This window comes from Burkholderia humptydooensis, assembly GCF_001513745.1.
Lineage (GTDB): Bacteria > Pseudomonadota > Gammaproteobacteria > Burkholderiales > Burkholderiaceae > Burkholderia > Burkholderia humptydooensis.
In genome coordinates this window covers 3,752,934-3,778,854 of record NZ_CP013380.1, presented here as the reverse complement: position 1 = coordinate 3,778,854, position 25,921 = coordinate 3,752,934, and the positions used below count along the sequence as shown (strand labels likewise).

The 25,921-nt window shown below is 69.4% G+C and carries 24 protein-coding genes; 9 read left to right on the top strand and 15 right to left on the bottom strand.

What is annotated here, in order from left to right:
* Positions 1–65: 65 nt before the first annotated feature.
* A complete protein-coding gene (locus AQ610_RS16830) occupies positions 66–1,145 on the top strand; it encodes an MBL fold metallo-hydrolase (RefSeq protein ID WP_006024342.1) in 1,080 nt (359 codons plus the stop codon).
* A gap of 222 nt (positions 1,146–1,367) precedes the next feature.
* Here AQ610_RS16830 and AQ610_RS16825 read toward each other — a convergent pair whose 3' ends face one another.
* Together AQ610_RS16825 and AQ610_RS16820 are read right to left on the bottom strand one after the other, a co-directional pair.
* On the bottom strand, positions 1,368–2,957 hold the full coding sequence (locus AQ610_RS16825; protein ID WP_006024343.1) for an ABC transporter substrate-binding protein: 1,590 nt from the start codon (positions 2,955–2,957) through the stop codon (positions 1,368–1,370).
* Between the two features lie 247 nt (positions 2,958–3,204).
* Positions 3,205–3,621 (bottom strand): MarR family winged helix-turn-helix transcriptional regulator, encoded by a 417-nt coding sequence (locus AQ610_RS16820; RefSeq protein WP_006024344.1) that lies wholly within the window; start codon positions 3,619–3,621, stop codon positions 3,205–3,207.
* Positions 3,622–3,832: 211 nt separating this feature from the next.
* On the opposite strand from AQ610_RS16820, the gene AQ610_RS16815 reads away from it, so the two are divergent.
* Positions 3,833–4,546: an SDR family oxidoreductase gene (locus tag AQ610_RS16815; protein ID WP_043281960.1), complete on the top strand. Its 714-nt coding sequence runs from the start codon at positions 3,833–3,835 to the stop codon at positions 4,544–4,546.
* A gap of 88 nt (positions 4,547–4,634) precedes the next feature.
* On the opposite strand, the gene AQ610_RS16810 is transcribed toward AQ610_RS16815, so the two are convergent.
* From AQ610_RS16810 to argS, 4 genes are all read right to left on the bottom strand, one after another.
* Positions 4,635–5,414: an SDR family oxidoreductase gene (locus AQ610_RS16810; protein WP_006024347.1), complete on the bottom strand. Its 780-nt coding sequence runs from the start codon at positions 5,412–5,414 to the stop codon at positions 4,635–4,637.
* A gap of 19 nt (positions 5,415–5,433) precedes the next feature.
* On the bottom strand, positions 5,434–6,072 hold the full coding sequence (dsbA, locus tag AQ610_RS16805; protein WP_006024348.1) for a thiol:disulfide interchange protein DsbA: 639 nt from the start codon (positions 6,070–6,072) through the stop codon (positions 5,434–5,436).
* Positions 6,073–6,121: 49 nt separating this feature from the next.
* Complete coding sequence (locus AQ610_RS16800; protein ID WP_043281961.1) at positions 6,122–6,973, bottom strand: SPOR domain-containing protein; 852 nt, start codon at positions 6,971–6,973, stop codon at positions 6,122–6,124.
* 78 nt (positions 6,974–7,051) lie between these two features.
* The gene (argS, locus tag AQ610_RS16795; RefSeq protein ID WP_006024350.1) at positions 7,052–8,836 is read right to left on the bottom strand and encodes an arginine--tRNA ligase; all 1,785 of its coding nucleotides are present in this window, start codon (positions 8,834–8,836) and stop codon (positions 7,052–7,054) included.
* 203 nt (positions 8,837–9,039) lie between these two features.
* On the opposite strand from argS, the gene AQ610_RS16790 reads away from it, so the two are divergent.
* Positions 9,040–9,363, top strand: a complete 324-nt coding sequence (locus AQ610_RS16790) for a DUF1840 domain-containing protein (RefSeq protein ID WP_006024351.1) — start codon at positions 9,040–9,042, stop codon at positions 9,361–9,363.
* Between the two features lie 123 nt (positions 9,364–9,486).
* Here the strand turns inward: AQ610_RS16790 and metH are convergent, their stop codons facing one another.
* From metH to AQ610_RS16765, 5 genes are all read right to left on the bottom strand, one after another.
* Positions 9,487–12,204, bottom strand: a complete 2,718-nt coding sequence (metH, locus tag AQ610_RS16785; RefSeq protein ID WP_006024352.1) for a methionine synthase — start codon at positions 12,202–12,204, stop codon at positions 9,487–9,489.
* A gap of 60 nt (positions 12,205–12,264) precedes the next feature.
* The gene (locus AQ610_RS16780; RefSeq protein WP_006024353.1) at positions 12,265–13,344 is read right to left on the bottom strand and encodes a homocysteine S-methyltransferase family protein; all 1,080 of its coding nucleotides are present in this window, start codon (positions 13,342–13,344) and stop codon (positions 12,265–12,267) included.
* 192 nt (positions 13,345–13,536) lie between these two features.
* Positions 13,537–13,794 carry a BTH_I0359 family protein gene (locus AQ610_RS16775; RefSeq protein WP_006024354.1) on the bottom strand — a complete coding sequence of 86 codons (258 nt, stop codon included), beginning with the start codon at positions 13,792–13,794 and terminating at the stop codon, positions 13,537–13,539.
* A 182-nt stretch (positions 13,795–13,976) separates the two neighbouring features.
* Complete coding sequence (locus AQ610_RS16770) at positions 13,977–15,266, bottom strand: DUF3108 domain-containing protein (protein WP_006024356.1); 1,290 nt, start codon at positions 15,264–15,266, stop codon at positions 13,977–13,979.
* Positions 15,267–15,349: 83 nt separating this feature from the next.
* Positions 15,350–16,213 (bottom strand): IclR family transcriptional regulator, encoded by an 864-nt coding sequence (locus AQ610_RS16765; RefSeq protein ID WP_006024357.1) that lies wholly within the window; start codon positions 16,211–16,213, stop codon positions 15,350–15,352.
* A gap of 116 nt (positions 16,214–16,329) precedes the next feature.
* Between AQ610_RS16765 and AQ610_RS16760 the strand changes: the two genes are divergently transcribed.
* The 6 genes from AQ610_RS16760 to rfaE2 all read left to right on the top strand — a co-directional run bounded on the left by AQ610_RS16760 (position 16,330) and on the right by rfaE2 (position 22,519).
* Positions 16,330–17,322: a fumarylacetoacetate hydrolase family protein gene (locus AQ610_RS16760; RefSeq protein WP_006024358.1), complete on the top strand. Its 993-nt coding sequence runs from the start codon at positions 16,330–16,332 to the stop codon at positions 17,320–17,322.
* A gap of 211 nt (positions 17,323–17,533) precedes the next feature.
* Positions 17,534–18,361, top strand: coding sequence for an enoyl-CoA hydratase/isomerase family protein (locus AQ610_RS16755; protein ID WP_006024360.1), 828 nt, complete (start codon positions 17,534–17,536; stop codon positions 18,359–18,361).
* An 88-nt stretch (positions 18,362–18,449) separates the two neighbouring features.
* Complete coding sequence (locus AQ610_RS16750) at positions 18,450–19,262, top strand: PhaM family polyhydroxyalkanoate granule multifunctional regulatory protein (RefSeq protein WP_006024361.1); 813 nt, start codon at positions 18,450–18,452, stop codon at positions 19,260–19,262.
* Positions 19,263–19,298: 36 nt separating this feature from the next.
* A complete protein-coding gene (locus tag AQ610_RS16745; protein ID WP_006024362.1) occupies positions 19,299–20,531 on the top strand; it encodes a patatin-like phospholipase family protein in 1,233 nt (410 codons plus the stop codon).
* 477 nt (positions 20,532–21,008) lie between these two features.
* Positions 21,009–21,884 (top strand): ferritin family protein, encoded by an 876-nt coding sequence (locus tag AQ610_RS16740; protein ID WP_009911126.1) that lies wholly within the window; start codon positions 21,009–21,011, stop codon positions 21,882–21,884.
* Positions 21,885–22,033: 149 nt separating this feature from the next.
* Positions 22,034–22,519, top strand: coding sequence for a D-glycero-beta-D-manno-heptose 1-phosphate adenylyltransferase (gene rfaE2 / locus AQ610_RS16735; RefSeq protein WP_006024365.1), 486 nt, complete (start codon positions 22,034–22,036; stop codon positions 22,517–22,519).
* 34 nt (positions 22,520–22,553) lie between these two features.
* Here rfaE2 and AQ610_RS16730 read toward each other — a convergent pair whose 3' ends face one another.
* The 4 genes from AQ610_RS16730 to AQ610_RS16715 all read right to left on the bottom strand — a co-directional run bounded on the left by AQ610_RS16730 (position 22,554) and on the right by AQ610_RS16715 (position 25,891).
* Entirely contained in the window at positions 22,554–22,886 is a 333-nt protein-coding gene (locus AQ610_RS16730; RefSeq protein ID WP_043281962.1) for a hypothetical protein, read from the bottom strand.
* 107 nt (positions 22,887–22,993) lie between these two features.
* Positions 22,994–23,776 carry a type III pantothenate kinase gene (locus tag AQ610_RS16725; RefSeq protein ID WP_006024367.1) on the bottom strand — a complete coding sequence of 261 codons (783 nt, stop codon included), beginning with the start codon at positions 23,774–23,776 and terminating at the stop codon, positions 22,994–22,996.
* Positions 23,773–24,723, bottom strand: coding sequence for a biotin--[acetyl-CoA-carboxylase] ligase (locus AQ610_RS16720; protein WP_006024368.1), 951 nt, complete (start codon positions 24,721–24,723; stop codon positions 23,773–23,775). Before AQ610_RS16720 ends, AQ610_RS16725 begins: the two co-directional genes overlap by 4 nt.
* 274 nt (positions 24,724–24,997) lie before the next feature.
* Positions 24,998–25,891 (bottom strand): tetratricopeptide repeat protein, encoded by an 894-nt coding sequence (locus AQ610_RS16715; protein WP_006024369.1) that lies wholly within the window; start codon positions 25,889–25,891, stop codon positions 24,998–25,000.
* Positions 25,892–25,921 lie beyond the last annotated feature (30 nt).

The following is a 25,921-nucleotide window of genomic DNA, read 5'->3' as shown; positions in this document are numbered from 1 at the left end:
GCGATAGAATCGGTTCCGGCCGGCGCCGCACCGCGGGCCCGACGACAACGCAACGAGACCCCCCGATGAACGCACTGGAACACCAACTCGATTACCCGTTCGCCGACACGCTGCCCGAGCCGGGCGGCTTCGTCGAGGTCGCGCCGGGCGTGCGCTGGTTGCGCATGCCGCTGCCGTTCGCGCTCGATCACATCAATCTCTGGCTGCTGCGCGACGAGATCGACGGGCAGGCGGGCTGGACGATCGTCGACTGCGGGATCGCGTCGGCGCAGATCAAGGCGCATTGGGAGCGGATCTTCGATGCGCACCTGGACGGGCTGCCCGTGCTGCGCGTGATCGTCACGCACTGCCATCCGGATCATTTCGGACTCGCGAACTGGCTGTGCGAAGGCGGCGCGCGCGCGCGCTGGAACGTGCGGCTGTGGATGACGCTCGGCGAATACCTGTTCGGCTGCCTGATGGCGGCCGGCAACGGCTCGAACGCCGGCGGGCCTGCAGCCGCCGACCATTTCGCGCGGCACGGCCTCGCCGATCCGGCCGCGCTCGACAAGCTGCGCAACCGCAGCAGCTACTTCGCGGACCTCGTGCCCGCCGTGCCGCCGCGCTACCGGCGGCTGCGCGAAGGCGACGCGCTCGCGATCGGTGCTCGCGAATGGCGGGTCGTCACGGGCTACGGCCATTCGCCCGAACATTGCGCGCTCCACTGCGCGGCCGACGGCGTGCTGATCTCTGGCGACATGGTGCTGCCGCGCATCTCGACGAATGTGTCGGTGTTCGATCTCGAGCCGGAGGCGAACCCGCTCGCGCTGTATCTGGACTCGCTCGGCCGCTACGAAGCGATGGCGGAGGGCACGCTCGTGCTGCCGTCGCACGGCAAGCCGTTCCGCGGCGTGAGGACGCGCGTCGCGCAGTTGCGCGCGCATCACGATGCGCGTCTGGCCGAAGTGCGCGCCGCCTGCCGCGAGCGGCCGATGAGCGCGGCCGATATCGTGCCGATCATGTTCAAGCGGGGCGGGCTCGACATTCATCAGATGACTTTCGCGCTCGGCGAGGCGATCGCGCACCTGAACCTGCTGTGGCTCGCAGGCGAGCTCGCGCGCGACGCGGGCGCGGACGGCGTGATCCGGTTCCGGCACGCGGGCTGACGCGGCGGGCGGCGCCGCGCCGCCATCGCTTTGCGGCGCGCACGAAGCGCACGAAGCGCACGAAGCGCAATGCGCAGCGGCGAGACCAGCCGGGGAAGGCTCAGTCGTTCACCTGGCGGCTCTGAATTCGTCGGAGGAGAGATGCGCGGAGCAGGGCAAGCGCCGCGCGATGCGGCCCGGCGCGTGTCGTTGCGCGCGGGCCGCAGCGGGGGCGTCGCAGCGTTACTGCACCGACACCGCGTCGAAATGCTGTCGCCCGAACGGGCTCACGCGATAGCCGGCGACGTTCGGCCGCGTGATCGCAGCGGCGGTCGGGTAGCCGAGCGGAATCCACAGCGCCTCGTCGTGGATGATCTTCTGCGCGGCTTCGTACAGCTTCGCGCGCTTCGCCTGGTCGGCGGTTTCCTTCGCGTCGGCGATCAGCTTGTCGAGCTTCGGATCGCAATAGCGCGCGAAGTTCAGGCCCGACTTCACCGAGTTGCAACTGAATTGCGGCGTGAGGATGTTGTCCGGATCGCCGTTGTCGCCGGCGAAGCCCATGAACAGCAGATCGTGCTGGCCGAGCTTCGCCTGCTTGATCAGCTCGCCCCATTCGATCACCCTCACGTCCGCCTTCACGCCGATCTTCGCGAGGTCCGCCTGCAGCAGCTCCGCGCCCGCCTTCGGGTTCGGGTTCAGCACGCTGCCCGTCGGGCGCACCCAGATCGTCGTCGAAAAGCCGTTCGGGAAGCCCGCCGCGGCGAGCAATTGCTTCGCCTTCGCCGGATCGTGCGGATACGGCGCGATCGATTTCGCGTAGCTCCACGTGTTCGGCGGATACGGATTCGTCGCGGGCGTCGCGGTGTTGTCGAACACGACCTTCAGGTACGTCGCGCGATCGAATGCGAGATTGAGCGCCTCGCGAACCTTGTCGTTGTCGAGCGGCTTCTTCTGCGTGTTGAGCGCGACGAACGCGGTCATGAACGCGGGCGCCTCGACGACCTTCAGCGCGCGATCGGCCTTCGCCGCCGCGACGTCCTGCGGCTTCGGCGACAGCGCGATCTGGCATTCGCCCGCCTTCACCTTCTGCGCGCGCACCGACGGATCGGGCGTGATCGCGTAGATGAGGCGCTCGACCTTCGGCTTCGGCCCCCAGTACGTCGGGTTCGCCTCGTAGCGGATCACCGCGTCCTTCGTGTAGCTCTTCAGCACGAACGGCCCGGTGCCGACCGGCTTCGCGTTCAGATCCGTCTGCTTGCCGGCCTTCAGCAGTTGATCCGCGTACTCGGCCGAATAGATCGACGCGAAGCCCATCGTCAGGAGCGGCGCGAACGTCGCGTTCGGCTCGGTCAACTCGAACTTCACGGTCGAATCGTCGACCTTCGAGACGGCCTTCACGAGCTTCGTGAGCCCCATCGACTGCGCGTGCGGAAAGCCGCTCGCGCCGGCGACCTTGTGCCACGGATTCGCGTCGTCGAGCATCCGGCTGAACGTGAAGACGACGTCGTCGGCATCGAGCGCACGCGTCGGCTTGAAGTAGTCGGTCGTCTGGAACGCGACGTTCGGGCGCAGATGGAACGTGTACGTGAGGCCGTCGGCGCTGACGTCCCATTTATCCGCGAGCGCGGGCACCACTTTCTTCGTTGCTTCGTCGTACGACACGAGCGTGTTGAAGACGACGTCGGCGGACGCGTTCGTCGTGACGAGCGAGTTGTACTGGACGACGTCGAAGCCGTCCGGGCTCGACTCGGTGCAGACCGTCAGCGGTTTCGCGACGGCGACGGCGGATGCGGCGGCGACGAGCGCGGCAGCGGCGATGTGCGTGAAGCGCATGAGATCTCCCACGTGGCGTAATTCTGTCGACGGCGGGCGGCAACGTCGCAGCGGCCGCACGCCAGCGGGATAGCATACCGTCAATGGGCGCTCGACGTTAGCCGGCGTCGGCGCGCGTCGCGCCGCGGCGCCGGAACCGCCGCCGCAGCGGCGCACCGCCGCGGGCGAGCGGCGTTACGTCAGCTCGATCGCCAGCGCGGTCGCCTCGCCGCCGCCGATGCACAGGCTCGCGACGCCGCGCCGCGCGTCAGTGCGAGAGCGCCTCGGCGAGCGCGAAAATCTCGGCGTCGAGTGCCTGCATGTTCCGCTTGCCGATGCGGCGATACACGTCGTTCTGCGCGGCCTCCCAATCGACGCGGGCCGCCTTGTACAGCGCGGTGCCCTTCGGCGTGAGGCGCCAGAGGCGCACGCGCTGATCGTCGCCGGATTCGGCGCGCACGAGTTGATTCGATTGCAGCGTCGCGAGCGTGCGGCTCAGCGTGGTCTGGTCGAGCAGCAGGCGCGTCGCGAGCTCGCCCGTCGGCAGCGTGTCGCTGCCGTGCAGCGCCGCGAGTATCGTGAATTGCGTGATGCGGATGCCGTGTTTCGCGAGATGCGCGTCATAGCGCGACGTGATCGCGCGCGTGGCCTGGCGCAGCGTGCCGCAGTGGCACGGGAGTCTCATCGGTGCGTCGCTCATCGTGGGTCCTTCGGAATCGTTCGTCGATGGCAAACATTCTATGACGTACAAAATGCATATGCATGGTTTTGTGCCGAGCAGCCAATGCATTTCGGCGTAACATCTGGCCTGACGTATTGCTGGAGGGATCGATGCGTATGCATCGATTCAGCGGCGAGAGCCGCGCGAATCCGTGGTCTTGTTGGAGAGAATCGAGATGAAACTGGATGATGCTGTCGTATTGGTGACTGGCGCGAATCGCGGCCTGGGGCTCGCATTCGTCAACGGGCTGAAGGCCGCCGGCGCGAGGAAAATCTATGCGGCCGCGCGCGACCCGGCGCGCGTGACGACGCCCGGCGCGCAGCCGGTGCGCCTCGACGTCACGCGCGCGGACGACGTCGCCGCCGCCGCGCGCGACCTGCGCGACGTCAATCTGCTCGTCAACAACGCAGGCATTTTCCGGATGGGCTCGCTTCTCGCGGATGCGGACGGCGGCGGGCTGCAGGCGCAGCTCGACACGAATTTCTTCGGTCCGCTCGCGATGGCGCGCGCGTTCGCGCCGGTGCTGCGCGACAACGGCGGCGGCGCGATCGTCAACGTGCTGTCGGTGCTGTCGTGGCTAGGCTTGCCGGGCACGGGCGCATACGGCATTTCGAAGGCGGCCGCATGGGCCGCGACGAACGCGATACGCAACGAGCTGCGCGAACAGGGCACGCGGGTTCTCGCGCTGCATTCCGCGTACATCGACACCGACATGGTCGCGCACGCGCAGGGCGTGCCGAAGAATCGCCCGGAGGACGTCGTCCGGCAGACGCTCGACGCGCTTGCGGCGGGCCGCGACGAAGTGCTCGTCGACGCGTTGACGCGCGACGTGAAGGCTGGGCTGTCGGCCGATCCGGCGGTCTACACGCAGCCGCCGGCGGGCGCGTGACGGCGCGGTGAGCGGCGCGCGCCGGTTGCGCTGGCGCTGCGGGATGGATGCATGAACGGCGCGGCGCGGATCGGCGCCGCCGCCCCGCTCAGCCCGCCTTCGCCCGAGGCTTGCGCGGCGCCTTCTCGAACAGGCGGTCATACAGCCAGCGCGGCATCACGTGCAGCAGCTTCGCGACGACGCCCATCTGCCACGGAATCACGCGAAACGCGGTCTTTTGCGAGATCGCGAGCGCCGCGCGCTTCGCGAAGCGGTCCGCGTCCATCAGGAACGGCATCGGATACGGGTTGTGCTCGGTCATCGGCGTGCGGATGTAGCCGGGCGCGATCGTCACGACCGCCACCTGCGCGGCCCGCAGCTCGACTCTGAGCGCCTCGAGATACTTGATCGCCGCTGCCTTCGACGCGCTGTACGCGCCCGAGCCCGGCAGCCCGCGCACGCCGGCGACGCTCGCGATGCCGACGAGCGTGCCGCGCCGCGCGGCCGTCATCGGCGCGATGAACGGCTCGAACGTCGCGATCATCCCGTAGTAGTTGACGTCCATGATCTCGCGGAACGCGGCGAGATCGCCTTCGCCCGTGATCGCGCCCTTGCTGATGCCGGCGTTCGCGATCACGACGTCGGGACACCCGTGCGCGGCGACGAAGCGCGACGCGGCGAGCGCGAGCGCATCGGCGTCGCGCACGTCGGCCGGGTAGATCGAGATCGCGGCCTTGGGGAAGCGTTGCGCGAACTCGGCGAGTGCGTCGGCGCGCCGGGCGACGAGGCCGAGCGTCGCGCCGTGCCGCGCGTATTCGGCGGCGAGCGCGAGGCCGAGCCCGCTGGACGCGCCGGTGATGAAGACCTTGAGCGGAGGAGGGGCGTTCATGCCGGCGCGAGGGGGGAGATTACAGCTTTTTGTCCTGCACTTGCTTGACGAGGAAATCGAGCACTTGCGCGGTGCCTTCGAGGCTGTTCGTGTACGCCGGGCCCGTCTTGTACTTGCCCTGGACGACGATCGTCGGCACGCCGTCGATGTTGTAGCTCTTCAGCAGCTCGGCCGACTGCTTCACCTGGCCCTGCACGCTGAACGAGTTGTACGCGTCGAGGAACTTCTTCTTGTCGACGCCCTGCGTTGCGAGGAAGTCGGCCTGCGCCTGCGGCGTCAGCAGGTAGTTCTTCTCCTTGTGGATCGCGTTGAACACGGCGGGCGTGACCTTCTCGGAGACGCCGAGCGCCGACAGCGCGTAGAACAGCTTCGAGTGCGGGACGAAATCGTCGCGGAACGCCACCGGCACGCGCTTGAACGCGATCTTGTCGCCCTCCTTCTTCACCCACGCCTCGACCGTCGGCTCGAACTCGTAGCAGTGCGGGCAGCCGTACCAGAAGAACTCGATCACCTCGACCTTGCCGGCGGGCGCCGACACCGGCTGCGGCGACTTCATCACTTCGAAGTCCTTGCCGGTGACGGGCGCGGACGGCGACGCCTGTGCGAAGCCCGCGACGAGGCTCAGGGACAGGAACAGCGAGCTAAGCAGTTTTTTCATGTTCGAACGTTCAATCGGTTGCGTGGGTAGCGAAGTCGGACGGCGCGGCTTACTGCTTCGTAAAGCGGATCACAGCGGTATCGACTCCCGCATCGGACAGCCGCTGGCGCGCGGAGTTCATGTCCTCGAATTTCGAGAACGGCCCGATCCGCACGCGGAAGTAGGTGACGCCGCTCACGTCGCGCTTGGACACCTTCGATTCGAAGCCCTGGAAGCCGAGGCGCGCGCGCTGCTGCTCGGCGTCCGCCTCGGTCTTGTACGCGCCCACCTGCAGGAAGTAGCCGGTGTTCGCGTCGGCGCCCGGCGTCGGCGCCGGCTTCGCGGCGGCCGTCGTCGCCGACGACGCGCCCTTCGGCGCCTGTGCGGCCTTGGGCGGCGTCGCGGCGCTCGCCTGCGCGTTGTTGTTCGCGACGTGCGGCGCCGAGCTGCCGTTCGCGGCCGCCTGCGGCTTCTTCGCGGGCGGCGGCGTGAGCTCGGCGGGCTTCGGCGCGACGGCGACGCCGTTGTCCGCGGCGTTGTTCGACGCGCTCGGCGAGCCGTTGCCGTTGTTGTTCGACGACGGCACCTCGACGATCTGCGGCTCGGGCAGCAGCGGCGGCTGGCTCGGGTTCGCGGCCTGGCCGGGCGCCGTGTTGGGCGGCGCGGGCTGCGCGGCCTGCGGCGTCACCGGCTGGCCGGGCGTCTTGCCCTGCAGCGCGCGATTCGGATCGAACTGCTGCGGCTGGCTCGCGTTGTTGTCGGCGGGCGGCGCGACCTTCGAGACGAACGGCGACGGCGCGCGGGTGATGTAGAGCGCCACCACTACCGCGATGGCCAGGCCGACGATGAGACCCAGCACGATACCAAGAAATGTTCCTCCGGCTTGTTTCGATTGCTTCGACGTTCGGCGTGGTTTTGCCATTGCTTGAGTCACCTGCGAAAGATTTCGTGAAACAGCCGCGACGCGCTGCGCCGCGGCGCTTGGCCGACGGCCTCGGCGTTACATCTTGCTGGGCGCGGATACGCCGAGCATCGCGAGACCGTTTTCGAGCACCTGGCGCGTCGCCGCGAGGAGCGCGACGCGCGCGGTGCGCGGCGCTTCTTCGTCGACGAGAACGCGCTCCGCATTGTAGAACGAGTGAAACTCGCTCGCGAGCTCGCGCAGGTAGAACGCGACCGCATGCGGCGCCAGCTCGTTCGCCGCGTGCGCGAGCACGTCCGGATACTCGGCGAGCTTCTGCATCAGCGCCATCGCCTGCTTGCTGTCGAGCGGCGACAGCTCGGCGCCCGGCAGCAGCGCGTCGGTCGCGCCGTAGCGCGATTTCCATTCGTTGAGCACCGAGCAGATCCGCGCGTGCGCGTACTGCACGTAGTAGACCGGGTTTTCGTCGTTCTGTTTCAGCGCGAGATCGATGTCGAACACGAATTCGGTGTCCGCCTTGCGGGAAATCAGGAAGAAGCGCACCGCGTCTCGGCCGCGCGTGATCGTCGCCTCGTCGAGCAGCTCGGGTGAGGCTTCCGAGCCCGGCGTCGCGCCGCCCGACCATTCGATCAGGTCGCGCACCGTCACGTAGCTGCCCGCGCGCTTCGAGATCTTCACTTCCTGGCCGTCGCGCATCACCGTGACCATCTTGTGCAGCACGTAGTCGGGGTAGCCCTTCGGAATCCCGACGTGCAGCCCCTGCAGGCCCGCGCGCACGCGCGCGATCGTGCCGTGGTGATCCGAGCCCTGGATGTTGATGACCTTCGTGAAGCCGCGCTCCCATTTCGTCACATGGTACGCGACGTCCGGCACGAAGTACGTGTACGTGCCGTCCGTCTTGCGCATCACGCGGTCCTTGTCGTCGCCTTCGTCCGTCGTGCGCAGCCACAGCGCGCCTTCCTGCTCGTAGGTCATGCCGGCCTCGATCAGCGCGTCCACCGTCTTCTCGACGCGGCCTTCCGTGTAGAGCGACGATTCCAGGTAGTACTGGTCGAACTTCACGCCGAACGCCTTCAGGTCCATGTCCTGCTCGCGGCGCAGGTAGGCGACCGCGAACTTGCGGATCGCCTCCAGATCCTCTGCGTCGCGCTTGCCCGTCACCGGCTCGCCGTCGCTCGCCGCGACGGTCTCGCCGTTCAGGTAGTCGCGCGCGATGTCGGCGATGTACTCGCCGTTGTACGCGGCTTCCGGCCAGCCGGCGTCGCCGGGCTTGAGGCCGCGCGCGCGCGCCTGCGTCGAGATCGCGAGATTGCCGATCTGCACGCCCGCGTCGTTGTAGTAGAACTCGCGGTGCACCGCGTAGCCCTGGCTCGCCAGCACGTTCGCGAGCGCGTCACCGAGCGCGGCCTGCCGGCCGTGACCGACGTGCAGCGGGCCCGTCGGGTTCGCGGACACGAATTCGAGCAGCACGCGCTTGCCGCGCTCGCGCTCGGACGCGCCGAACGCGCGGCCTTCGGCGAACACCGCGCCGATCACCGCCTGCTTCGATGCGGGCGTGAGGCGCAGGTTGATGAAGCCGGGGCCGGCGATCTCGGCCGCGTCGACGAGGCCCGCCGCCGCGGGCTGCGTGGTGAGCGCCGCGACGATCCGTTCGGCGAGCTGGCGCGGATTCGCGCCAAGCGGCTTCGCGAGCTGCAGCGCGACGTTGCACGCGACGTCGCCGTGCGCGGCGACCTTCGGGCGCTCGAGCGCGATCGCGGGGAGGACGAACGCGGCGTCGGCGTCGCCTTTCGACGCCTGGACGACCTGCTTCACGCTGTTTTCGAGCAGGGTTTCGAGAGTATGTTTTTGGGCAGGCAGCATGCTGGTCGAGGATATCGTTGGCGGCGGTCCAGCGTGACTGGGGCGCCGTCGCGCCGCAGGGCGCGCGTTTCAGGGATCGCTGAATTTTAACAGGTGCTAATATGCCGCTCAGGTGCTACGCGCCCCCGACGTTTGTTCAGCGCGCCGGCCGGGCGTCCGTCGCGGACGTACGGCGAGCACGACAAGATGAAAAGGGAATTGTCATGATTACGTTCAAAAGCAAGGCGGCACAGGATCTGGATGTGCTGAAGGATTTCGCGGTCTACGTGCTCGGCCTCGTCGGCAAGCAGCTCGGCGAGCGCGGCGTGATCACGTTCGATGAGCTCGACGGCGCGATCGCGAAGCTCGAAGACGCGGTTAACCAGGCGAAGCAGGCGCGGGCCGAGCACGCGGGCCACTTCCATGAAGACGAGCCCGACCATGCGCACCACGAAGTGCCGCCGAGCCTCGCGCAACGCGTCGCGCCGTTCCTCGTGATGCTGCGCGAGGCGAAGGCGCAGAACGCCGACATCCACTGGGGCTTCTGAGCACCGTTCGTCGGCCCTCCGGCCCCCGGAAAGCCCGCGTCGCGCGGGCTTTTTGCATGTTGGGGGCCGGGGTTGCGGGGCGGCCGGCGGCGGCCGCACGGCGCGCGTCGCGCGCACCGTCCGTCAGAGCAGCGGCGCGAGCGCGCGCTCCGCGTCCGCCTTCGACAGCGCCATCCGGCGCGCGAAATCCTCGAGCTGGTCCTGGCCGATCTTGCCGACCGAGAAGTACGTGCTGTCCGGATGCGCGAGATAGAAGCCCGACACGCTCGCGGCAGGCAGCATCGCGAGCGAATCGGTGATGCTCATCCCGATTTCGTCTGTATGAAGCGCTTCGAACATTGCGCGCTTCACGAGGTGATCGGGGCACGCCGGGTAGCCGGGCGCCGGGCGGACGCCTGCGTACTTCTCGGCGATCAGCGCGTCGTTGTCGAGCTGCTCGCCCGCCGCGTAGCCCCACAGCTCGCGGCGCACGCGCGCATGCATCGCTTCGGCGAACGCTTCCGCGAGCCGGTCGGCGAGCGCCTTCAGCATGATCGCGCTGTAGTCGTCGTGGTCGGCGAGGAACTGCTTTTCCTTCGCGTCGACGCCGATGCCGGCCGTCACCGCGAACATCCCGATGTAGTCGGCCACGCCCGAATCCTTCGGCGCGATGAAATCGGCGAGCGACCGGTTCGGCCGCATCGCGCCGTCCACCACCGGGCGCACGCTCTGCTGGCGCAGGTTGCGCCACGTGAGCAGCACTGCCGAGCGCGTATCGTCGGTGTAGATCTCGATGTCGTCGTCGCCGACCGTGTTCGCGGGCAACAGCGCGATCACGCCGTTCGCGGTCAGCCAGCGGCCCTGGATCAGGCGCGCGAGCATCGATTTCGCGTCGGAGAACACGCGGCGCGCCGATTCGCCGACGATCTCGTCGTTCAGGATCGCCGGATACGGGCCCGCGAGATCCCAGGTCTGGAAGAACGGGCCCCAGTCGATGTAGTTCGCGAGCTCGTTCAGGTCGTAGTTCCTGAACACGCGGCGGCCGATGAACTTCGGCTTGACGGGGGCGTAGTGCGCCCAGTCGATCTTCGTCTTGTTTGCGCGCGCCTCGTCGAGCGTGACGAGCGGCAGCGCCTTCTTGTTCGCATGCTGCGTGCGAATGCGCTCGTAATCGGACTTCAGCTCGTCGAGGTACTTCGCCGCGCCTTCGTCGGACAGCAGGCTCGATGCGACCGACACCGAGCGCGACGCGTCCGGCACGTAGACGACAGGCCCTTCGTAGTTCGGCGCGATCTTCACGGCGGTGTGCACGCGCGACGTGGTCGCGCCGCCGATCAAGAGCGGAATCTTCTTCACGCGGAAGTAGTCGTCGCGCTGCATCTCGGAGGCGACGTAAGCCATCTCCTCGAGGCTCGGCGTGATGAGGCCCGACAGCCCGACGATGTCCGCGCCCTCGACCTTCGCCTTCGCGAGGATCTCGTTGCACGGCACCATCACGCCCATGTTGACCACTTCGAAGTTGTTGCACTGGAGCACGACCGACACGATGTTCTTGCCGATGTCGTGCACGTCGCCCTTCACGGTCGCGATCACGATCTTGCCCTTCGCGCGCACGTCGCCGCCCGCTTCCGCGAGCAGGCGCTTTTCTTCCTCGATGAACGGGATCAGGTGCGCGACCGCCTGCTTCATCACGCGCGCGGACTTCACGACCTGCGGCAGGAACATCTTGCCCTGGCCGAACAGGTCGCCGACGATGTTCATCCCGTCCATCAGCGGGCCTTCGATCACGTTGATCGGGCGGCCGCCCGCCGCGGCGATCTTCGCGCGCGCCTCCTCGGTGTCCTCGACGATGAAGTTCGTGATGCCGTGCACGAGCGCGTGCGCGAGACGCTTCTCGACCGGCTGGTTGCGCCATTCGAGGTTCTCTTCCTTCTTCGCGGCGCCCGTCTTGAACTTGTCGGCGATCTCGAGCAGGCGGTCGGTCGAATCCGCGCGGCGGTTCAGGATCACGTCCTCGACGCGCTCGCGCAGCTCCGGGTCGAGCTCCGCATACACGCCGAGCTGGCCCGCGTTGACGATGCCCATGTCCATCCCCGCCTGGATCGCGTGATAGAGGAACACGGTGTGGATCGCCTCGCGCACGGGATCGTTGCCGCGGAACGAGAACGATACGTTCGACACGCCGCCGCTTACCTTCGCGTGCGGCAGGTGCTGCTTGATCCAGCGGGTCGCCTCGATGAAGTCGACCGCGTAGTTGTTGTGCTCCTCGATGCCGGTCGCGACCGCGAAGATGTTCGGATCGAAGATGATGTCCTCGGGCGGGAACCCGACTTCGTTCACGAGCACGTCATACGAGCGCTTGCAGATGTCGGTCTTGCGCGCGAAGGTGTCGGCCTGGCCCTGCTCGTCGAACGCCATCACGACGCTCGCCGCGCCGTAGCGGCGAATCAGCTTCGCCTGGCGCACGAACGCAGCCTTGCCTTCCTTCAGCGAGATCGAGTTGACGATCGCCTTGCCCTGCACGCATTTCAGGCCCGCCTCGATCACGTCCCACTTCGACGAGTCGATCATGATCGGCACGCGCGCGATGTCCGGCTCCGACGCGATCAGGTTCAGAAAGCGCACCATCGCCGCCTTCGAATCGAGCATCGCCTCGTCCATGTTGATGTCGATCACCTGCGCGCCGTTCTCGACCTGCTGGCGCGCGACGGCGAGCGCCTCGTCGAACTGGCCATTGAGGATCATCCGCGCGAACGCCTTCGAGCCGGTGACGTTGGTGCGTTCGCCGACGTTGATGAAGAGCGTCCCGGACGTGACGTTGAACGGCTCGAGGCCGGCTAGGCGCATCGTATGGTCGGTCATGGCGGTGCGTGCGTATTCGGGTTGGCGGATTGGGGTGGGACGTGCGGCGTGCGTGGCGCGTCAGGCGGCTTCGCTGTACTGGCTCGGCCAGCGGCGCGGCTTGACCTCGGCGAGCGCCTTCGCGATCGCCGCGATGTGCTCGGGCGTGGTGCCGCAGCAGCCGCCCGCGACGTTCACGAGGCCCGCCTGCGCGAATTCCTTCAGGAGGCCCGACGTGACGTCGGGCGTTTCGTCGAAGCCGGTGTCGCTCATCGGGTTCGGCAGGCCCGCGTTCGGATAGCACGACACGTAGGTGTCGCACAGCTTCGAGAGTTCGGCGATGTACGGGCGCATCAGCGCCGCGCCGAGCGCGCAGTTCAGGCCGAACGTGAGCGGCTTCGCGTGGCGCAGCGAATTCCAGAACGCCTCGACCGTCTGGCCGGACAGGATGCGGCCGGACGCGTCGGTGACGGTGCCCGAGATCATGATCGGCAGCCGTTCGCCGGTGTCGTCGAACAGTTGGTCGAGCGCGAAGAGGGCGGCCTTCGCGTTCAGCGTGTCGAAGATCGTCTCGACGAGGAACAGGTCGACGCCGCCGTCGAGCAGCGCCTTCGCCTGCGCGTAGTACGCGTCGCGCAGCTCGTCGAACGTGACGTTGCGCGCGCCCGGATCGTTGACGTCGGGCGAGATGCTCGCCGTCTTCGGCGTCGGCCCGATCGCGCCCGCGACGAAGCGGGGTTTCTCCGGCGTCGCGTATTTGGCGGCCGATTCGCGCGCGAGCCTGGCCGACGCGACGTTCATCTCGGCGGCGAGCGCTTCCATCCCGTAGTCGGCCTGCGCGACGGCCGTCGCGCCGAACGTGTTCGTCTCGACGATGTCGGCGCCGGCGGCGAAGTACTGGTCGTGGATCTCGCGGATGATCTGCGGCTGCGTGATCGACAGCAGCTCGTTATTGCCTTTCACGTCGCGCGAAAAATCCTTGAAGCGCTCGCCGCGATACGCGGCCTCGTCGAGCTTGTAGCGCTGGATCATCGTGCCCATCGCGCCGTCGAGGATCAGGATGCGCTGCCGGAGCAACTGCGGCAGCGCCGCGCCGCGCGTGTACGGCGCGGCGAGGGCGGCGGATGGGGCGGAAGACGCGGTCGGCTTGGGCTCGGACATGGCGGATTACCGGCGAATCGGAAAGCCGTCATTGTAGCCGCTGCTTCCGTCGCCCGTGAGGCGGCCGCGCGTGGACAAACAAAGCCCCCGCGCGGCGGCCGGGCGGGGGCGGATTGGAGTGCGCCGGATCGCGTCGGGCGGCGGCGCTGTCGCGGACCCGCGGGTCCGGCAGGCGGCCGCGCTGGCGCGACGTCAGTGGAGAACGACGGGTTGCGTCATCAGGCTGTCGAACTGCCCGAGGAATTCATCGACTTCGTCGAGCGTCGGCTCGGCCTTGATCAACTGCTTCACGTGCTCGCGAAAGCGCGCGGCGAGTTCGCCGTCGATGAAGATTTCGCGTTGCGCGTTCTTGTCGACGATTTCGTAGCCACCCGAGTTCATCGCGTGGTGGCCGTCTTGCGGCGGAAATTCGACGACGCAGTAGTTGGGGCTGTTGTAGATCATTTGCATGGCGGCACTCCTCTTTGCTGTGGCTTTCGGCCGTGTTGCCCCGTAAGTGGGGCGGACCGAGCCGGTTTCAAGGGGTTGGCGCTGCACGCCGGTCGCATCTCCGGGGCGTATCGGTTGGATGCCGATGACCTTAAAACGTTTCCGATTCTCCTCCGGTGGACGAAAGTTGGTGTCAAAGATTGTCAAGGTTGTTGCCGCTCGTGAACGGCGGGCGGACTGGCCGGCGCGCCCGCGGTCGAATTTACCGATTCGTCTGCGTTGCGCGGCGCGCCGGACGCGGGCGTCGGCGCGGACGCCGCGCCGGAGTCGCCGTTCGCATCCGCGCTTGCGCGTTCGCCCGCCGCATCGCTCGCGCTCGCGCGCTGGCGCAGCAGCAGCTCGATCTGCGCGCCGCTCGGTTCCGTCTGAACCATCCGCACGGGCAGCCAGCCGAGCGACGGCGCGAGCCAGATGTCGATGCGGCGCGCATCGCCCGCGCGGCGCGGCAGTCGCATGAAATGTCTAGCATCGAGCGAGCCCGCGCTCGTCGAGATCGTTTCGTCGCCGATCGTCGTGATCGGCCATGTCTCGCCGCTGTCGCGATCGACGACGAAGAACTCGCGCGTGACGCCCGGACGATACGCGTCGGGATCGCCGCCGACGAGGCCCGCGAGCTGCATCAGCATGCTGAAGCGGTCCTGCGCGCCGTCGGGCAGCGCGAGCGAATTCGGCGTGCCGGTGAACACGATTTGCTTCGTCTCGCGATTGAAGATCGCGAAGTCGGACGGCCGCCTGCCGCGCGTCTCGACGTAGCGTGCCGGCGCGATGCCGAACGCGTCGACGCGGCCGCGGCTTTCGTAGGTGTACGGGCCGACGAACGGCACGGGCATCGATACGTACAACGAATAGCCGCTGCCGTCGGTGCGCCAGTGGATCGTGCCCGGCATGTTTTGCATGCCGTTGTAGAACGTGTCGTATTGCAGGTCGGCGGATGGCGGCAGCGCGAACTTGACGCCCTTTGTTGCTTCGCCGGGTGGCGCGGCTGCGCCCGACGCGCCGGCCGCTGCGCTACTTGCCGCGCTGCCCGTTGCGTCGCTCGCCGCACCGCTCGCCGCCGCGCCCGCCGGCTCGGCCGCGGAAGCGGTGGCGGAAGCGGCGGCGGGAGATTCGTCGGGAGATTCGACGGCGCTCGATACGGGCGCCGAAGCGCGCGGCGCACGGGCGCGCGGCGCGGGCGCAGGCGCCGCGCGCTTCGGCGCGGCCCGCGGCCCGTCGGCGGCGGGCTTCTCGGGCGCGCTCGCGCGCTCGATCGGCTGCGGCTTCAGCAATTCGACCTGAACCGGCACGTTATCGGGCTCGACGGGCTTGAACGGCTCGCGAAACCGCACGAGCCACAGCGCGGCGAGCCAGTGCAGCGCGAGCACGAGCGCGAGAACGAACGCCGCGCGCCGTACGCGGCGCGGATTCGGTGAAACGATGGACGACGAAGGCATCAGGGGCGGGCGAGCCTCTCGAACAGCGACGAAACGGGAAACGGGGCGCGCGACTCGCGCGCTCCGGAATGCGGCGGCGCCCGTCAGGCGTCGCGCGCCCCTTCACTATACCCAAGCTCGTACGACAGCTTTTGCGCGCAGGCGCGCAGCGCGACGTCGACCTCGCCGCCCCAGCGGATGTCGAATGCGCCTTCGTGGCCGAGCGCGATGATCGCGAGCGCGAGATCGCCGACCGCGTCGAACACCGGCATCCCGAATGCGTTGATCGTCGGCAGCAGCATGCCTTCGACGCGCGCCGCGCGATGCGCGCGCACGTCGGCGAGCGCCGCGTCGACTTCGGCGGGCGTGCGCGGGCCCGTGTAGTGCGCCGCGCGCCGCGTGTCGGCGAGCTCGCGCGCGATCATCGCGGCCGTCTTGCTGCGCGGCAGATACGTGGCGAACACGAGGCCCGTCGCCGAGCCGAGGAGCGGCATCACGTCGCCGAGCTTGAGCGACGCCTTCGCCGGATGGCTCGACTCCATCCAGTGGACGATCGTCGGCCCCTGGTTGCCCCATACCGCGATGCCGACTGTCTGGTCGAGCTGATCGCGCAGCGCGGTGAGCGCGATCCGCGCGAGCTTCACGCCGTCGACGCGCGCGAGGCGCGCCAAGCCCATCTGCAGCGCGAAGCCGCCGAGTTCGTAGCGGCCCGACACCGGGTCCTGCGACACGAGCCCGAGCCGCTGGAAACTGACGAGGTAGCGGTGCGCCTTCGCCGGGCTCATTGCCGCGCGCTGCGCGAGGTCGCGCAGCATCATCGCGCGCGGCTCGCTCGTCAGCACGTCGAGGAGGCGAAAGCCGACTTCGATCGACTGGATGCCCGAGCGGACCTTTTCCTCGGCGGAGTCGTGGTCGTCGGGGAGATCGTCGTCGGGGGCGTCGGTTGCGTTCGAGGCGGACTTGTTCACGGCGTTGCGGGAGAAAGGGAGGTGGAGCCCCGCGCGGCTCGCAGCGCGTGCCGCCGCGCGGATTCGCCATCGTAAAATAGATTCCTTCCATCGTCACTACAACGGCTCACTTCCTTATGAAACTTGCTTCGCTCAAGGACGGCACGCGCGACGGCCAGTTGATCGTCGTATCCCGCGACCTGCACACGGCGGCGATCGCCGACGCGATCGCGCCGACGCTGCAGCGCGTGCTGGACGACTGGGCGTTCTACGCGCCGCAACTGCGCGACCTGTACGACGCGCTGAATCACGGCCGCGCGCGCAACGCGTTCGCGTTCGAGCCGGCCGACTGCATGGCGCCGCTGCCGCGCGCGTTCCAATGGGCGGACGGCTCCGCGTACGTGAACCACGTCGAGCTCGTGCGCCGCGCGCGCGGCGCCGAGATGCCGCCGGAATTCTGGACCGATCCGCTGATGTACCAGGGCGGCAGCGACGATTTCCTCGGGCCGCGCGACGACATCGTCTGCGCGTCGGAGGCGTGGGGCATCGATTTCGAGGCGGAGGTCGCGGTGATCACGGCCGACGTGCCGATGGGCGCCGCGCCCGACGAAGCGCTGAAGGCGGTGCGGCTCGTCACGCTCGTGAACGACGTGTCGCTGCGCAACCTGATTCCCGCCGAGCTCGCGAAGGGTTTCGGCTTCTTCCAGAGCAAGCCGGCGAGCGCGTTCGCGCCGGTGGCCGTGACGCCCGACGAGCTCGGCGAGCACTGGCGCGACGGCCGCCTGCATCGCCCGATGCTCGTCCACTGGAACGGCAGGAAGGTCGGCCAGCCGGATGCGGGCGTCGACATGGTGTTCCACTTCGGTCAACTGATCGCGCACGCGGCGAAGACGCGCAACGTGCGCGCGGGCTCGATCGTCGGTTCGGGCACGGTGTCGAACAAGGATGCGAAGCGCGGCTACTGCTGCATCGCCGAGAAGCGCTGCCTCGAGACGATCGAGCACGGCGCGCCGCAGACCGAGTTCATGCGCTACGGCGACAGGGTGAAGATCGAGATGGTCGACGAGGCCGGGAAGTCGATCTTCGGCGCGATCGAGCAGGCGGTGGCGCCGGTGGACGCCGCCGCGTGACCGGGCCGCAGCGGTCGCGCAGTCCGCTCAGGCCGCGCAGGCGGGTATCGCCGCCGCGCCCGCGATGCCTGCCGGCACGGCGGCGCGCACGCGCCGCATTGCCCATCCCGCGCCGGGTTTCGCCGGATGACCGCGCCCCCGGCCTTCGCTACACTGAATTTGCACGCGTCGCGACCGCCAACTCCACACCCACATCGAAGGGAGGTCCAGCATGACCGATCTCGCTCTCTATGCCGGCTACGAAGCGCTGCGCGTCCGGCGTCAGCCGCACGGCATCGTCGAAATCGTGATGAGCGGCGAAGGCGCGAACCGCAGCGGCCTCGCGGTCGCGAGCGAGGCGATGCATCGCGAGCTCGCCGACATCTGGCGCGACATCGACCGCGATCCCGACGCGCGCGTCGCGTTGATCCGCGGCGAGGGCAAGGGCTTCTCGGCGGGCGGCGATCTCGCGCTCGTCGAGCGGATGGCCGGCGATCACGCGGTGCGCGAGCGCGTCTGGCGCGAGGCGCGCGATCTCGTCTACAACGTGATCAACTGCGGCAAGCCGATCGTGTCGGCGATGCACGGGCCGGCCGTCGGCGCGGGGCTCGTCGCGGGGCTGCTCGCCGACGTGTCGATCGCCGCGAAGAGCGCGCGGATCATCGACGGCCACACGCGTCTCGGCGTCGCCGCGGGCGATCACGCGGCGATCGTCTGGCCGCTGCTGTGCGGGATGGCGAAGGCGAAATACCACCTGCTCCTCTGCGAGCCCGTGAGCGGTGAGGAAGCCGAGCGCATCGGGCTCGTGTCGCTCGCGGTCGACGATCACGATCTGCTGCCGAAGGCGTATGAGCTCGCGGAGCGCCTCGCGCAAGGCTCGCAAAGCGCGATCCGCTGGACCAAGTACGCGCTCAACAACTGGCTGCGGCTCGCCGGGCCGACGTTCGACGCATCGCTCGCGCTCGAATTCATGGGATTTTCCGGGCCGGACGTGCGCGAAGGCATTCGCTCGCTGCGCGAGCGCCGCGCGCCGGACTTCACGGGCGACGCGCCTTCGTGAGCGCCGCGCGCGCTATGATCGATCATGGACGCCGCCGCCGCGCGGCGTTTCTCCGCGACCCGCTTCACTCGCTTCGAAGGAATCGACGATGACCGACACCAACGGCTCCAATCCGTTTTCCGGCTACGGCGGCTTTCAGCCCGCCGGCTTCCTCGACAAGATGTGGGACATGATGCGTCTTGCGCCGTTCGGCGCAATGAGCGCGTTTCCCGGTGCGTCGCAAGGGTTGCCGCCTTCGCTGTCGGCGATGTCGGACCTGATGGCGCCGCTCGCGAGCGTCGAGGAGCTCGACAAGCGGATCACCGATCTGCGCGCGGTCGAGCAATGGCTGAAGCTCAATCTCGGCATGCTGCAATCCGCGATCCAGGCGCTCGAGGTGCAGCGCGCGACGCTCGCGACGCTGCGTGCATTCGGCACGCTCGCGCAGACGTCGATGGCCGCTGCCGAAGCCGCGCTGTCGCCCGACGACTCGGCGCAGCGCGAATCCGCGCCGGCGACGAAGCGCGAAGCGTACGCCGGCGAGCCGGCCGACGCGCGCGCCGGCTCGGATACGGGCGCCGAAGCGGGCGCGGCGGGCGACGCCGGCAACGAAACGCCGCCGTCCGCCGCCGACGCATTCGATCCGGCGGGCTGGTGGAACCTGCTGCAATCGCAATTCGATCAGCTCGCGCGTTTTGCGATGACGCAGCCGGGCATGGCGGCGGGCGGCGACGCGCACGCGTCGGGCGCGGCCGCCGCGCCGAAGCCGTCCGCCGCGAAGAAGCCGGCGACACGCCGCGCCGCTTCCCCGCGCGCGAGCGGCTCGGCGGCCGACCGCGCGCCGGGCGCATCGAGCGCATCGAGCGCGGCCGGCGCAGCGAAGCCCGCCGCCGCGAAGAAGCCGGCGAAGCGCAGCCCGTGACGCGCACGGCGCCGATGAGGACACGCTGAGGCAGACATGCGGCTCGCGCTCGTGCTGATGGGAGGCGGCGCGCGCGCCGCGTATCAGGTCGGCGTGCTGAAGGGGCTCGCCGAGATCGCGCATGACGTCGATCCGAAGCGGCGCACGTCGCCGTTCACGGTGATCTGCGGCTCGTCGGCGGGCGCGATCAATGCGACGTCGCTCGCGAGCCACGCCGACGACTTCGAGTACGGTGTGCGGCGTCTGCTCGAATTCTGGGAGCAACTGCGCGCCGAGCGCGTCTACCGGACCGACTGGCTCGGCATCGCCGCCGCGGGCGCGCGCTGGCTTGCCGCGATGAGCATCGGCTGGGCCGCGCGCCGCTCGCCGCGCGGGCTGCTCGACAACGCGCCGCTCGCCTACCTGCTGCGGCGCGAGCTCGATTTCCGCCGGATCGAACTGATGCTCGAGGCGCGCAAGCTGCATGCGCTGTCGGTGACGGCGCTCAGCTATTCGAGCGGCCGGCACCTGACGTTCTATCAGGCGAGCGAGCCGATCCAGGCATGGCGGCGCGCGGAGCGCACCGCGCGGATGGTCGACCTGTCGGCCGAGCATCTGATCGCGTCGTCGGCGATCCCGTTCGTGTTTCCCGCGGTGCCGCTCGTGCTCGACGGCCAGATCGAATATTTCGGCGACGGCTCGATCCGGCAGATCGCGCCGCTGTCGCCCGCGATCCATTTCGGCAGCGACCGGATCGTCGTCGTCGGCGCGGCGGACCCGCGGCCCGAGGTGCCCGCCGCGAGCGGCAACGGGCGCGGCTACCCGTCGCTCGCGCAGATCGGCCAGCAGGTGCTCGCGAGCGTGTTCCTCGATTCGATCGGCGCGGACATCGAGCGGATCGACCACGTGAACCGGATGATCGAGCACCTGCCCGCGTACGTCGAGCCGGCGAGCGGCTGGCGGCACGTCGACGTGCTCGCGATCGCGCCGTCCGAGCGGATCGAGCTCATCGCGTCGAAGCATCTGAAGCGGCTGCCGCTCACGGTGCGCGGGCTGCTTGGCGCGGTCGGCGGCAACAAGCCGGCGGGCGCGTCGTTCGCGAGCTATCTGCTGTTCGAGGCCGAGTTTGCGCGCGAACTCGTCGAGCTCGGCTACCGCGACGCTCACGGGCAGCGCGAGCGGCTCGCGCAGTGGATCGCGTCCGCCGAGCGCCGCGTCGCGGAGGCCGAGCGCGCTCCCGGCGCGAGCGTCGGCGCGGGCGCGAGCGTCGCGCGGCGGACGACGATGTGATGGGCGCGGCGAACTCGTCGCGTCCGGCCGTCGCCCCCCGCGGTTTCGGTTGCGTTTTCGCCACGCTGACGGAATGCTTTCGCTGCGACGCTTTGCCGCACTGGCGCGGCTCTGGCGTTCGCCGCCGTCCCGGAACGGTCATGGTCGCGTGCTATCATGGCCGCCGCCGAATACATCACATCGGGCCGCTCGCGCGCGGCCGTCCAGGACGGCAGGCGCGTGCGGGGCCTTGCAACGAAGCCGGCGGTGCGCCGGCGCCTTTCAGGCACGCGCGGCACGGCTTCCGATCGCCGGGAGCGCTGAGTGCGGCCTGCCCCACGGTGGAAGCGCGGTCGCCCGGCGTCCGGCGCGAAACCTGCGTCCGGGCCCGGATTAGCGCGTAAAATTATCGACTTGGCCGCGAAAGCGCCCTCACTGGGCCGATTTTCCGCAACAGTCTCGTTTAGTTGTCGCATTGCGCAGAACAGGGGTGGGACCATGAACACCATGCTTTATCCGGAACTCTACAAGTCGCTCGAAGCTGTCCGCTGGGACATGGAAAAGGACATCCCTTGGGACAAGTTCGACGCGTCGCTCCTGACCGACGAGCAGGCGAAGACGATCAAGATGAACGCGATCACCGAGTGGTCGGCGCTGCCCGCGACGGAGATGTTCCTGCGCGACAATCATCACGACAGCGACTTCTCCGCGTTCATGAGCGTGTGGTTCTTCGAGGAGCAAAAGCATTCGCTCGTGCTGATGGAGTACCTGCGCCGCTTCAAGCCGGAGCTGATGCCGACCGAGGAGGAGCTGCACGCGGTGCGCTTCGAGTTCGACCCGGCGCCGCCGCTCGAGACGCTGATGCTGCACTTCTGCGGCGAGATCCGCCTGAACCACTGGTATCGCCGTGCGGCCGAGTGGCATACCGAGCCCGTCATCAAGCACATCTACGAGACGATTTCTCGCGACGAGGCGCGTCATGGCGGCGCGTATCTGCGCTACATGAAGAAGGCGCTCAGCAACTGCGGCGATGTCGCGCGCGCGGCGTTCTCGAAGATCGGCGTGCTGATGGCGTCGGCGCGCCGCACCGAGAAGCCGCTGCACCCGACGAACCTGCACGTGAACCAGTCGCTGTTCCCGCGCGACACCGTGCAGTCGCGCCTGCCCGATCCGGAATGGCTCGAGCGCTGGCTCGACGAGCAGATCCGCTTCGACGGCGAGTGGGAGAAGAAGGTCGTCGAGCGGATTCTGCACAACCTGTCGGTGCTGTTCGAGCGCACGTTCGCGACCGCGCAGGAGCTGAACCGCTACCGCAAGGAAGTGACCGCGCGCCTGCAGCCGGAGAGCGGCCCGGCCGCCACGCAGCCCGTGTGACGCGCGGCGCCGCATCGCGACAGGCCCGCTCGCAGGTCCGGCGGGCTTTTCTTTTGCCGATTCTTGCCGATGCGGGTCGCGGCCGGCGCGTGTGAGCCGCGACGCTCGACATCGTTTTCCCGTTCATCCGTCCAACGAGTTTTCGCCCCATGCCCGCTTCGTTCGAACGCAAGCTGATCACCCGCGACGCGCTCGTCGCATTGCGCGCGTCGCTGCCCGCGCCCGTCGTCTTCACGAACGGCGTGTTCGACATCCTGCATCGCGGCCACGTCACCTATCTCGCCGACGCGAAAGCGCTCGGCGCGTGCCTCATCGTCGGCGTGAACAGCGACGCATCGGTGCGCATGCTCGGCAAGGGCGACGACCGGCCGATCAACGTGCAGGAAGACCGGATGGCGCTTCTCGCCGCGCTCGAATGCGTCGACTGGGTCGTCGGCTTCGACGAGAAGACGCCGGTGTCGCTGATCGAGGCGGTGCGCCCCGACATCCTCGTGAAGGGCGGCGACTACGACATGGACGCGCTGCCCGAATCGGCGCTTGTGCGCGGATGGGGCGGGCGCTCGCTCGCGATACCGTTCGAGCACGAGCGCTCGACGACCGCGCTCTTGAAGAAGGTGCGCTCGCAGTCGAGCTGAGCGAGTGCGCGCGCGACGGTGGTCTGCCGCCGGGTTATCGCGCGGCGGGGGCGCGCGGGGAGGTTGGCGCGAGGGCGGACGCAGCCGGCGACGATGAAGATGCCAACGCCGCCGGCCAGCCCGGCGCTGCGCCGAACGCGTTCAGCGGCGCGGTGTCGAGCGTCGGCGACACGATCGGCCCGCCGACGATCGGCTGATCCGCCGCCTGCGACAAGGGCGTCACGCGCAGCGCATCCGGCCGCACCTGCAGCAGCGCATGGCCCGGCTCGCGCGGGCCCGCGGCGGGCAGCGGGCCGAACACGCCGCGCACCACGACGAACGCGAGCATGTTGGCGAGAAAGAGAATCGAGATCAGCCAGCGCAGCATCGTCAATACTCCCAGGAATCGTTTCGTTACCCTCACTCCATCGCGCATCGCCGCGAGGCCCCGCTTCGTGCGCGCGGCGCGCAGGCCGCATCCGCGCACGGCGCGCGTCACGCCGAATGCGCGATCAGCGCGAGACCCGTCAGCACGAGCGTGTCGTGCCGCGTGTGCGGGACGGTCAGCGCGCGCACGATCGCATCCGCCGCGCCGCCCGACAGCACGAGCCGCACGGGCGCCTTCCACGCTTGCTCGAGATCGCGCCACGCGCGCTCGATGAGCCCCGCCTGCGCCTGCAGGCAGCCGGCCGACAGCGCATGCGGCGTGTCGATCGCGAACGGCGTGTGCGGCGCGTCGTTCGCGGCGAGCTCGTCGAGCAGGCTCGTCGCCGCGTCGATCGACACCGTCGGCAACTGCGCTGTGTGCATGCCGAGCGAGCGCATCATCAGCGCCCAGCCGGGCGCGATCAGCCCGCCCGCGAAGTGGCCGTCCGCGCGCAGCGCTTCGAGCGTCGTCGCGGTGCCGAACGTCGCGATCAGCAGATGCTCGCCCGGAAACGCGGCGTGCGCGCCAATGAGCCCCGCCCAGCGGTCGCTGCCGAGGCGCGCAGGCTCCGCGTAGCCGTTCGTCACGCCGCACTGCGCGGCGCTCGCGCGCACGACGGTACGCGGCAGCGCGGGCCAGTGCGCGTCGATCAGCGCGTCGATGCGCGCGGCAGCCGCGTCGCCGGCGACGTTCGAGATCCACGCGCCGCGCGGCGCGGGCAACGTCGACCAGTCCGGGGTGTCGTCCGCATGCTCGAACGCGCCGCTCGTGACGAAATGGCGCTCGGTATCCGCGAGCGCCCATTTGATGCGGCTGTTGCCCGCGTCGATCAGCAAGCGCAAACCGCTCATCGGACGGCTCCCGGCGCGCGCAGCGACACGTCGCCCGCCGCGATCGCTTGCCGGCCGGCGGGCGTGTCGAGCAGCAACTGGCCGGTTTCGTCGATGCCGACGGCGATGCCGCGCGCGTGCTCCACGCCGCGTTCGAGCAGCGCGACTTCGCGGCCCGCGTAAGCGTGCAGCGCGTTCCAGCGCGCGGCGAACGGCGCGAGGCCGTCGGCCGCGAACGCGGGCAGCGCGGCGGCGAGCGCGTTCAGCGCGGCGGCGAACGTATCGGTGAGCGTCGCGCCGGCGCGCACCGAGGCGAGCGCGACGGGCGGCAGGCCGCCCGCGAGCGTCGCGTCGCGCGCGCGCAGCGCGTCGATTTCGGCTGCGGCGGCGTCGGCCGTGCGCACGTTGACGCCGAAGCCGATCACGACCGCGGTCGCATCGCTCGTGTTCCAGACGGTTTCGATCAGCACGCCGGCGAGCTTGCCGACGATCGCGGTTTCGCCGTCGCGCGTCGTCGCGACGAGCAGGTCGTTCGGCCATTTGAGCGCGATGCGGCGGGCGTCGTCGGCGACGCCGTCGCGCGGTTCGGCGGGCAGCGCGGCGAACGCTTCGGCAAGCGCCGCGCCGACGGCGAGGCTCAGCCCCGCGAGCGCGCCAACGGGGCGCGGCAGCACGCACGCGACGGAGCAAAGCAGCGCGTCGCCCGGCTTCGCGAACCACGGGCGACCTTGCCGGCCGCGCCCGGCCGTCTGCTCGTACGCGACGCGCGCGATCGGCGCGGCGAGCGCGTCGCGGCGGCGGGGCAGCGTTTTCAGGTGCGCGCCGAGGTCGGCGTTGGTCGAGCCGGTCGTGTCGACGATCTCGATCGACCATTCGCGCGCGGCGGGGGCAAGGTGCGCATCGACGCGGGCGCGATCGATGAGCGGCCCGTCGCTCGCGGGCGTTGAAGGTTGGGTGGCGACATTCATGGCGCGTATTGTTGCGGAACTGGCCGACGGTTGCCAGCGTAATGTTCGATGGTCCCGTCGCTTGACGGGGAGGGCGGATCGCGTCCGTGCGCGGGTTCGTCGGCGATGCGCCCATCATAGCCGCGCACGGGCGGCGCTGCGTCGCGGCGCGCGCTCACGGCGGCGGGCCGTCGCCTGTCACCGCCACTCGCCATCCGCTACCTGTCATTCGCCGCCCGCTACCCGTCGTTGTCCGTTACCGCCCCGCCGTCACCGCTCCGCCGTCACCGCCCGCTCAAGGCGCGAGCGCCGGATGCTTGAGCGCGTGCGCGGCCTCGATCCACTGCGCATGGAACGCGTCGGGATCGCGCGGCAGCCCGAGCTCGCCGTTGCGGTATGCGATCGCGAGCGTTTGCACCGCTTCCGGCAGCTCGTGGTCGGCGGCCTGCCGGTACAGCGCGAGCGCGCGCGCTTCGTCGCGATGCACGCCGCTGCCGTCGCGGTAAGCGTTCGCGAGCATGAACTGCGCGGCCGCGATGTCGTGCCGCGCGGCAAGCTCGAACCAGCGGGCCGCCTCGGTCGGATCGGCGGGCGTGCCGTAGCCGCTGCGGTAGATGAGGCCGACGTAGTACGCGGCGTTCGGATCGCCCGCGGCGGCGAGCGGGCGCAGCATCGCGAGCGCGCGCGGGTAGTCGCGCGCGACGCCGCCCGTGCCGAGCAGCCACGCCTTGCCGAGCGCGAGGCGCGCGTCGCGCACGCCGGCGCTCGTCGGCGCGCGGCCGGCCGGGTTCGCGTGCGCGGCCGTTTCGAGCCAGCGCCTGCCTTCGTCGCGCAGCGCGAGATCGCGCGAGCCGGCGAGCGCAAGGCCGAGCGCCGATTGCGCGTCGGTCGAGCCGCGCCGCGCGAGCGCGCGCAGGCGGCCGAGCGCGTTCGGCTCGGCCGCCTGTTCGACCATCGCGCGCCATTCGTCGAGTTGCGCGCGGGTGACGCCCGGCGCGCCGGACGCCGGGCGCCCGATCCGGTCCGTCGCGGCGACGCCCGCCGCGAGCGCCGCGGCGACGGCGAGCATGCCGGCGGGCGACAGCGTCGCGCGCAGCAGGCGCCGCAGCGGCGATGGGCGACGGGCGCCATCGGGCGGCGTCGCGGCTTGAGCATGAGTCGAGAGCAGATTCTTGGTCGCGTTCATCATCGAGGTGAATCGGTTTCAGGGTCGACGGGC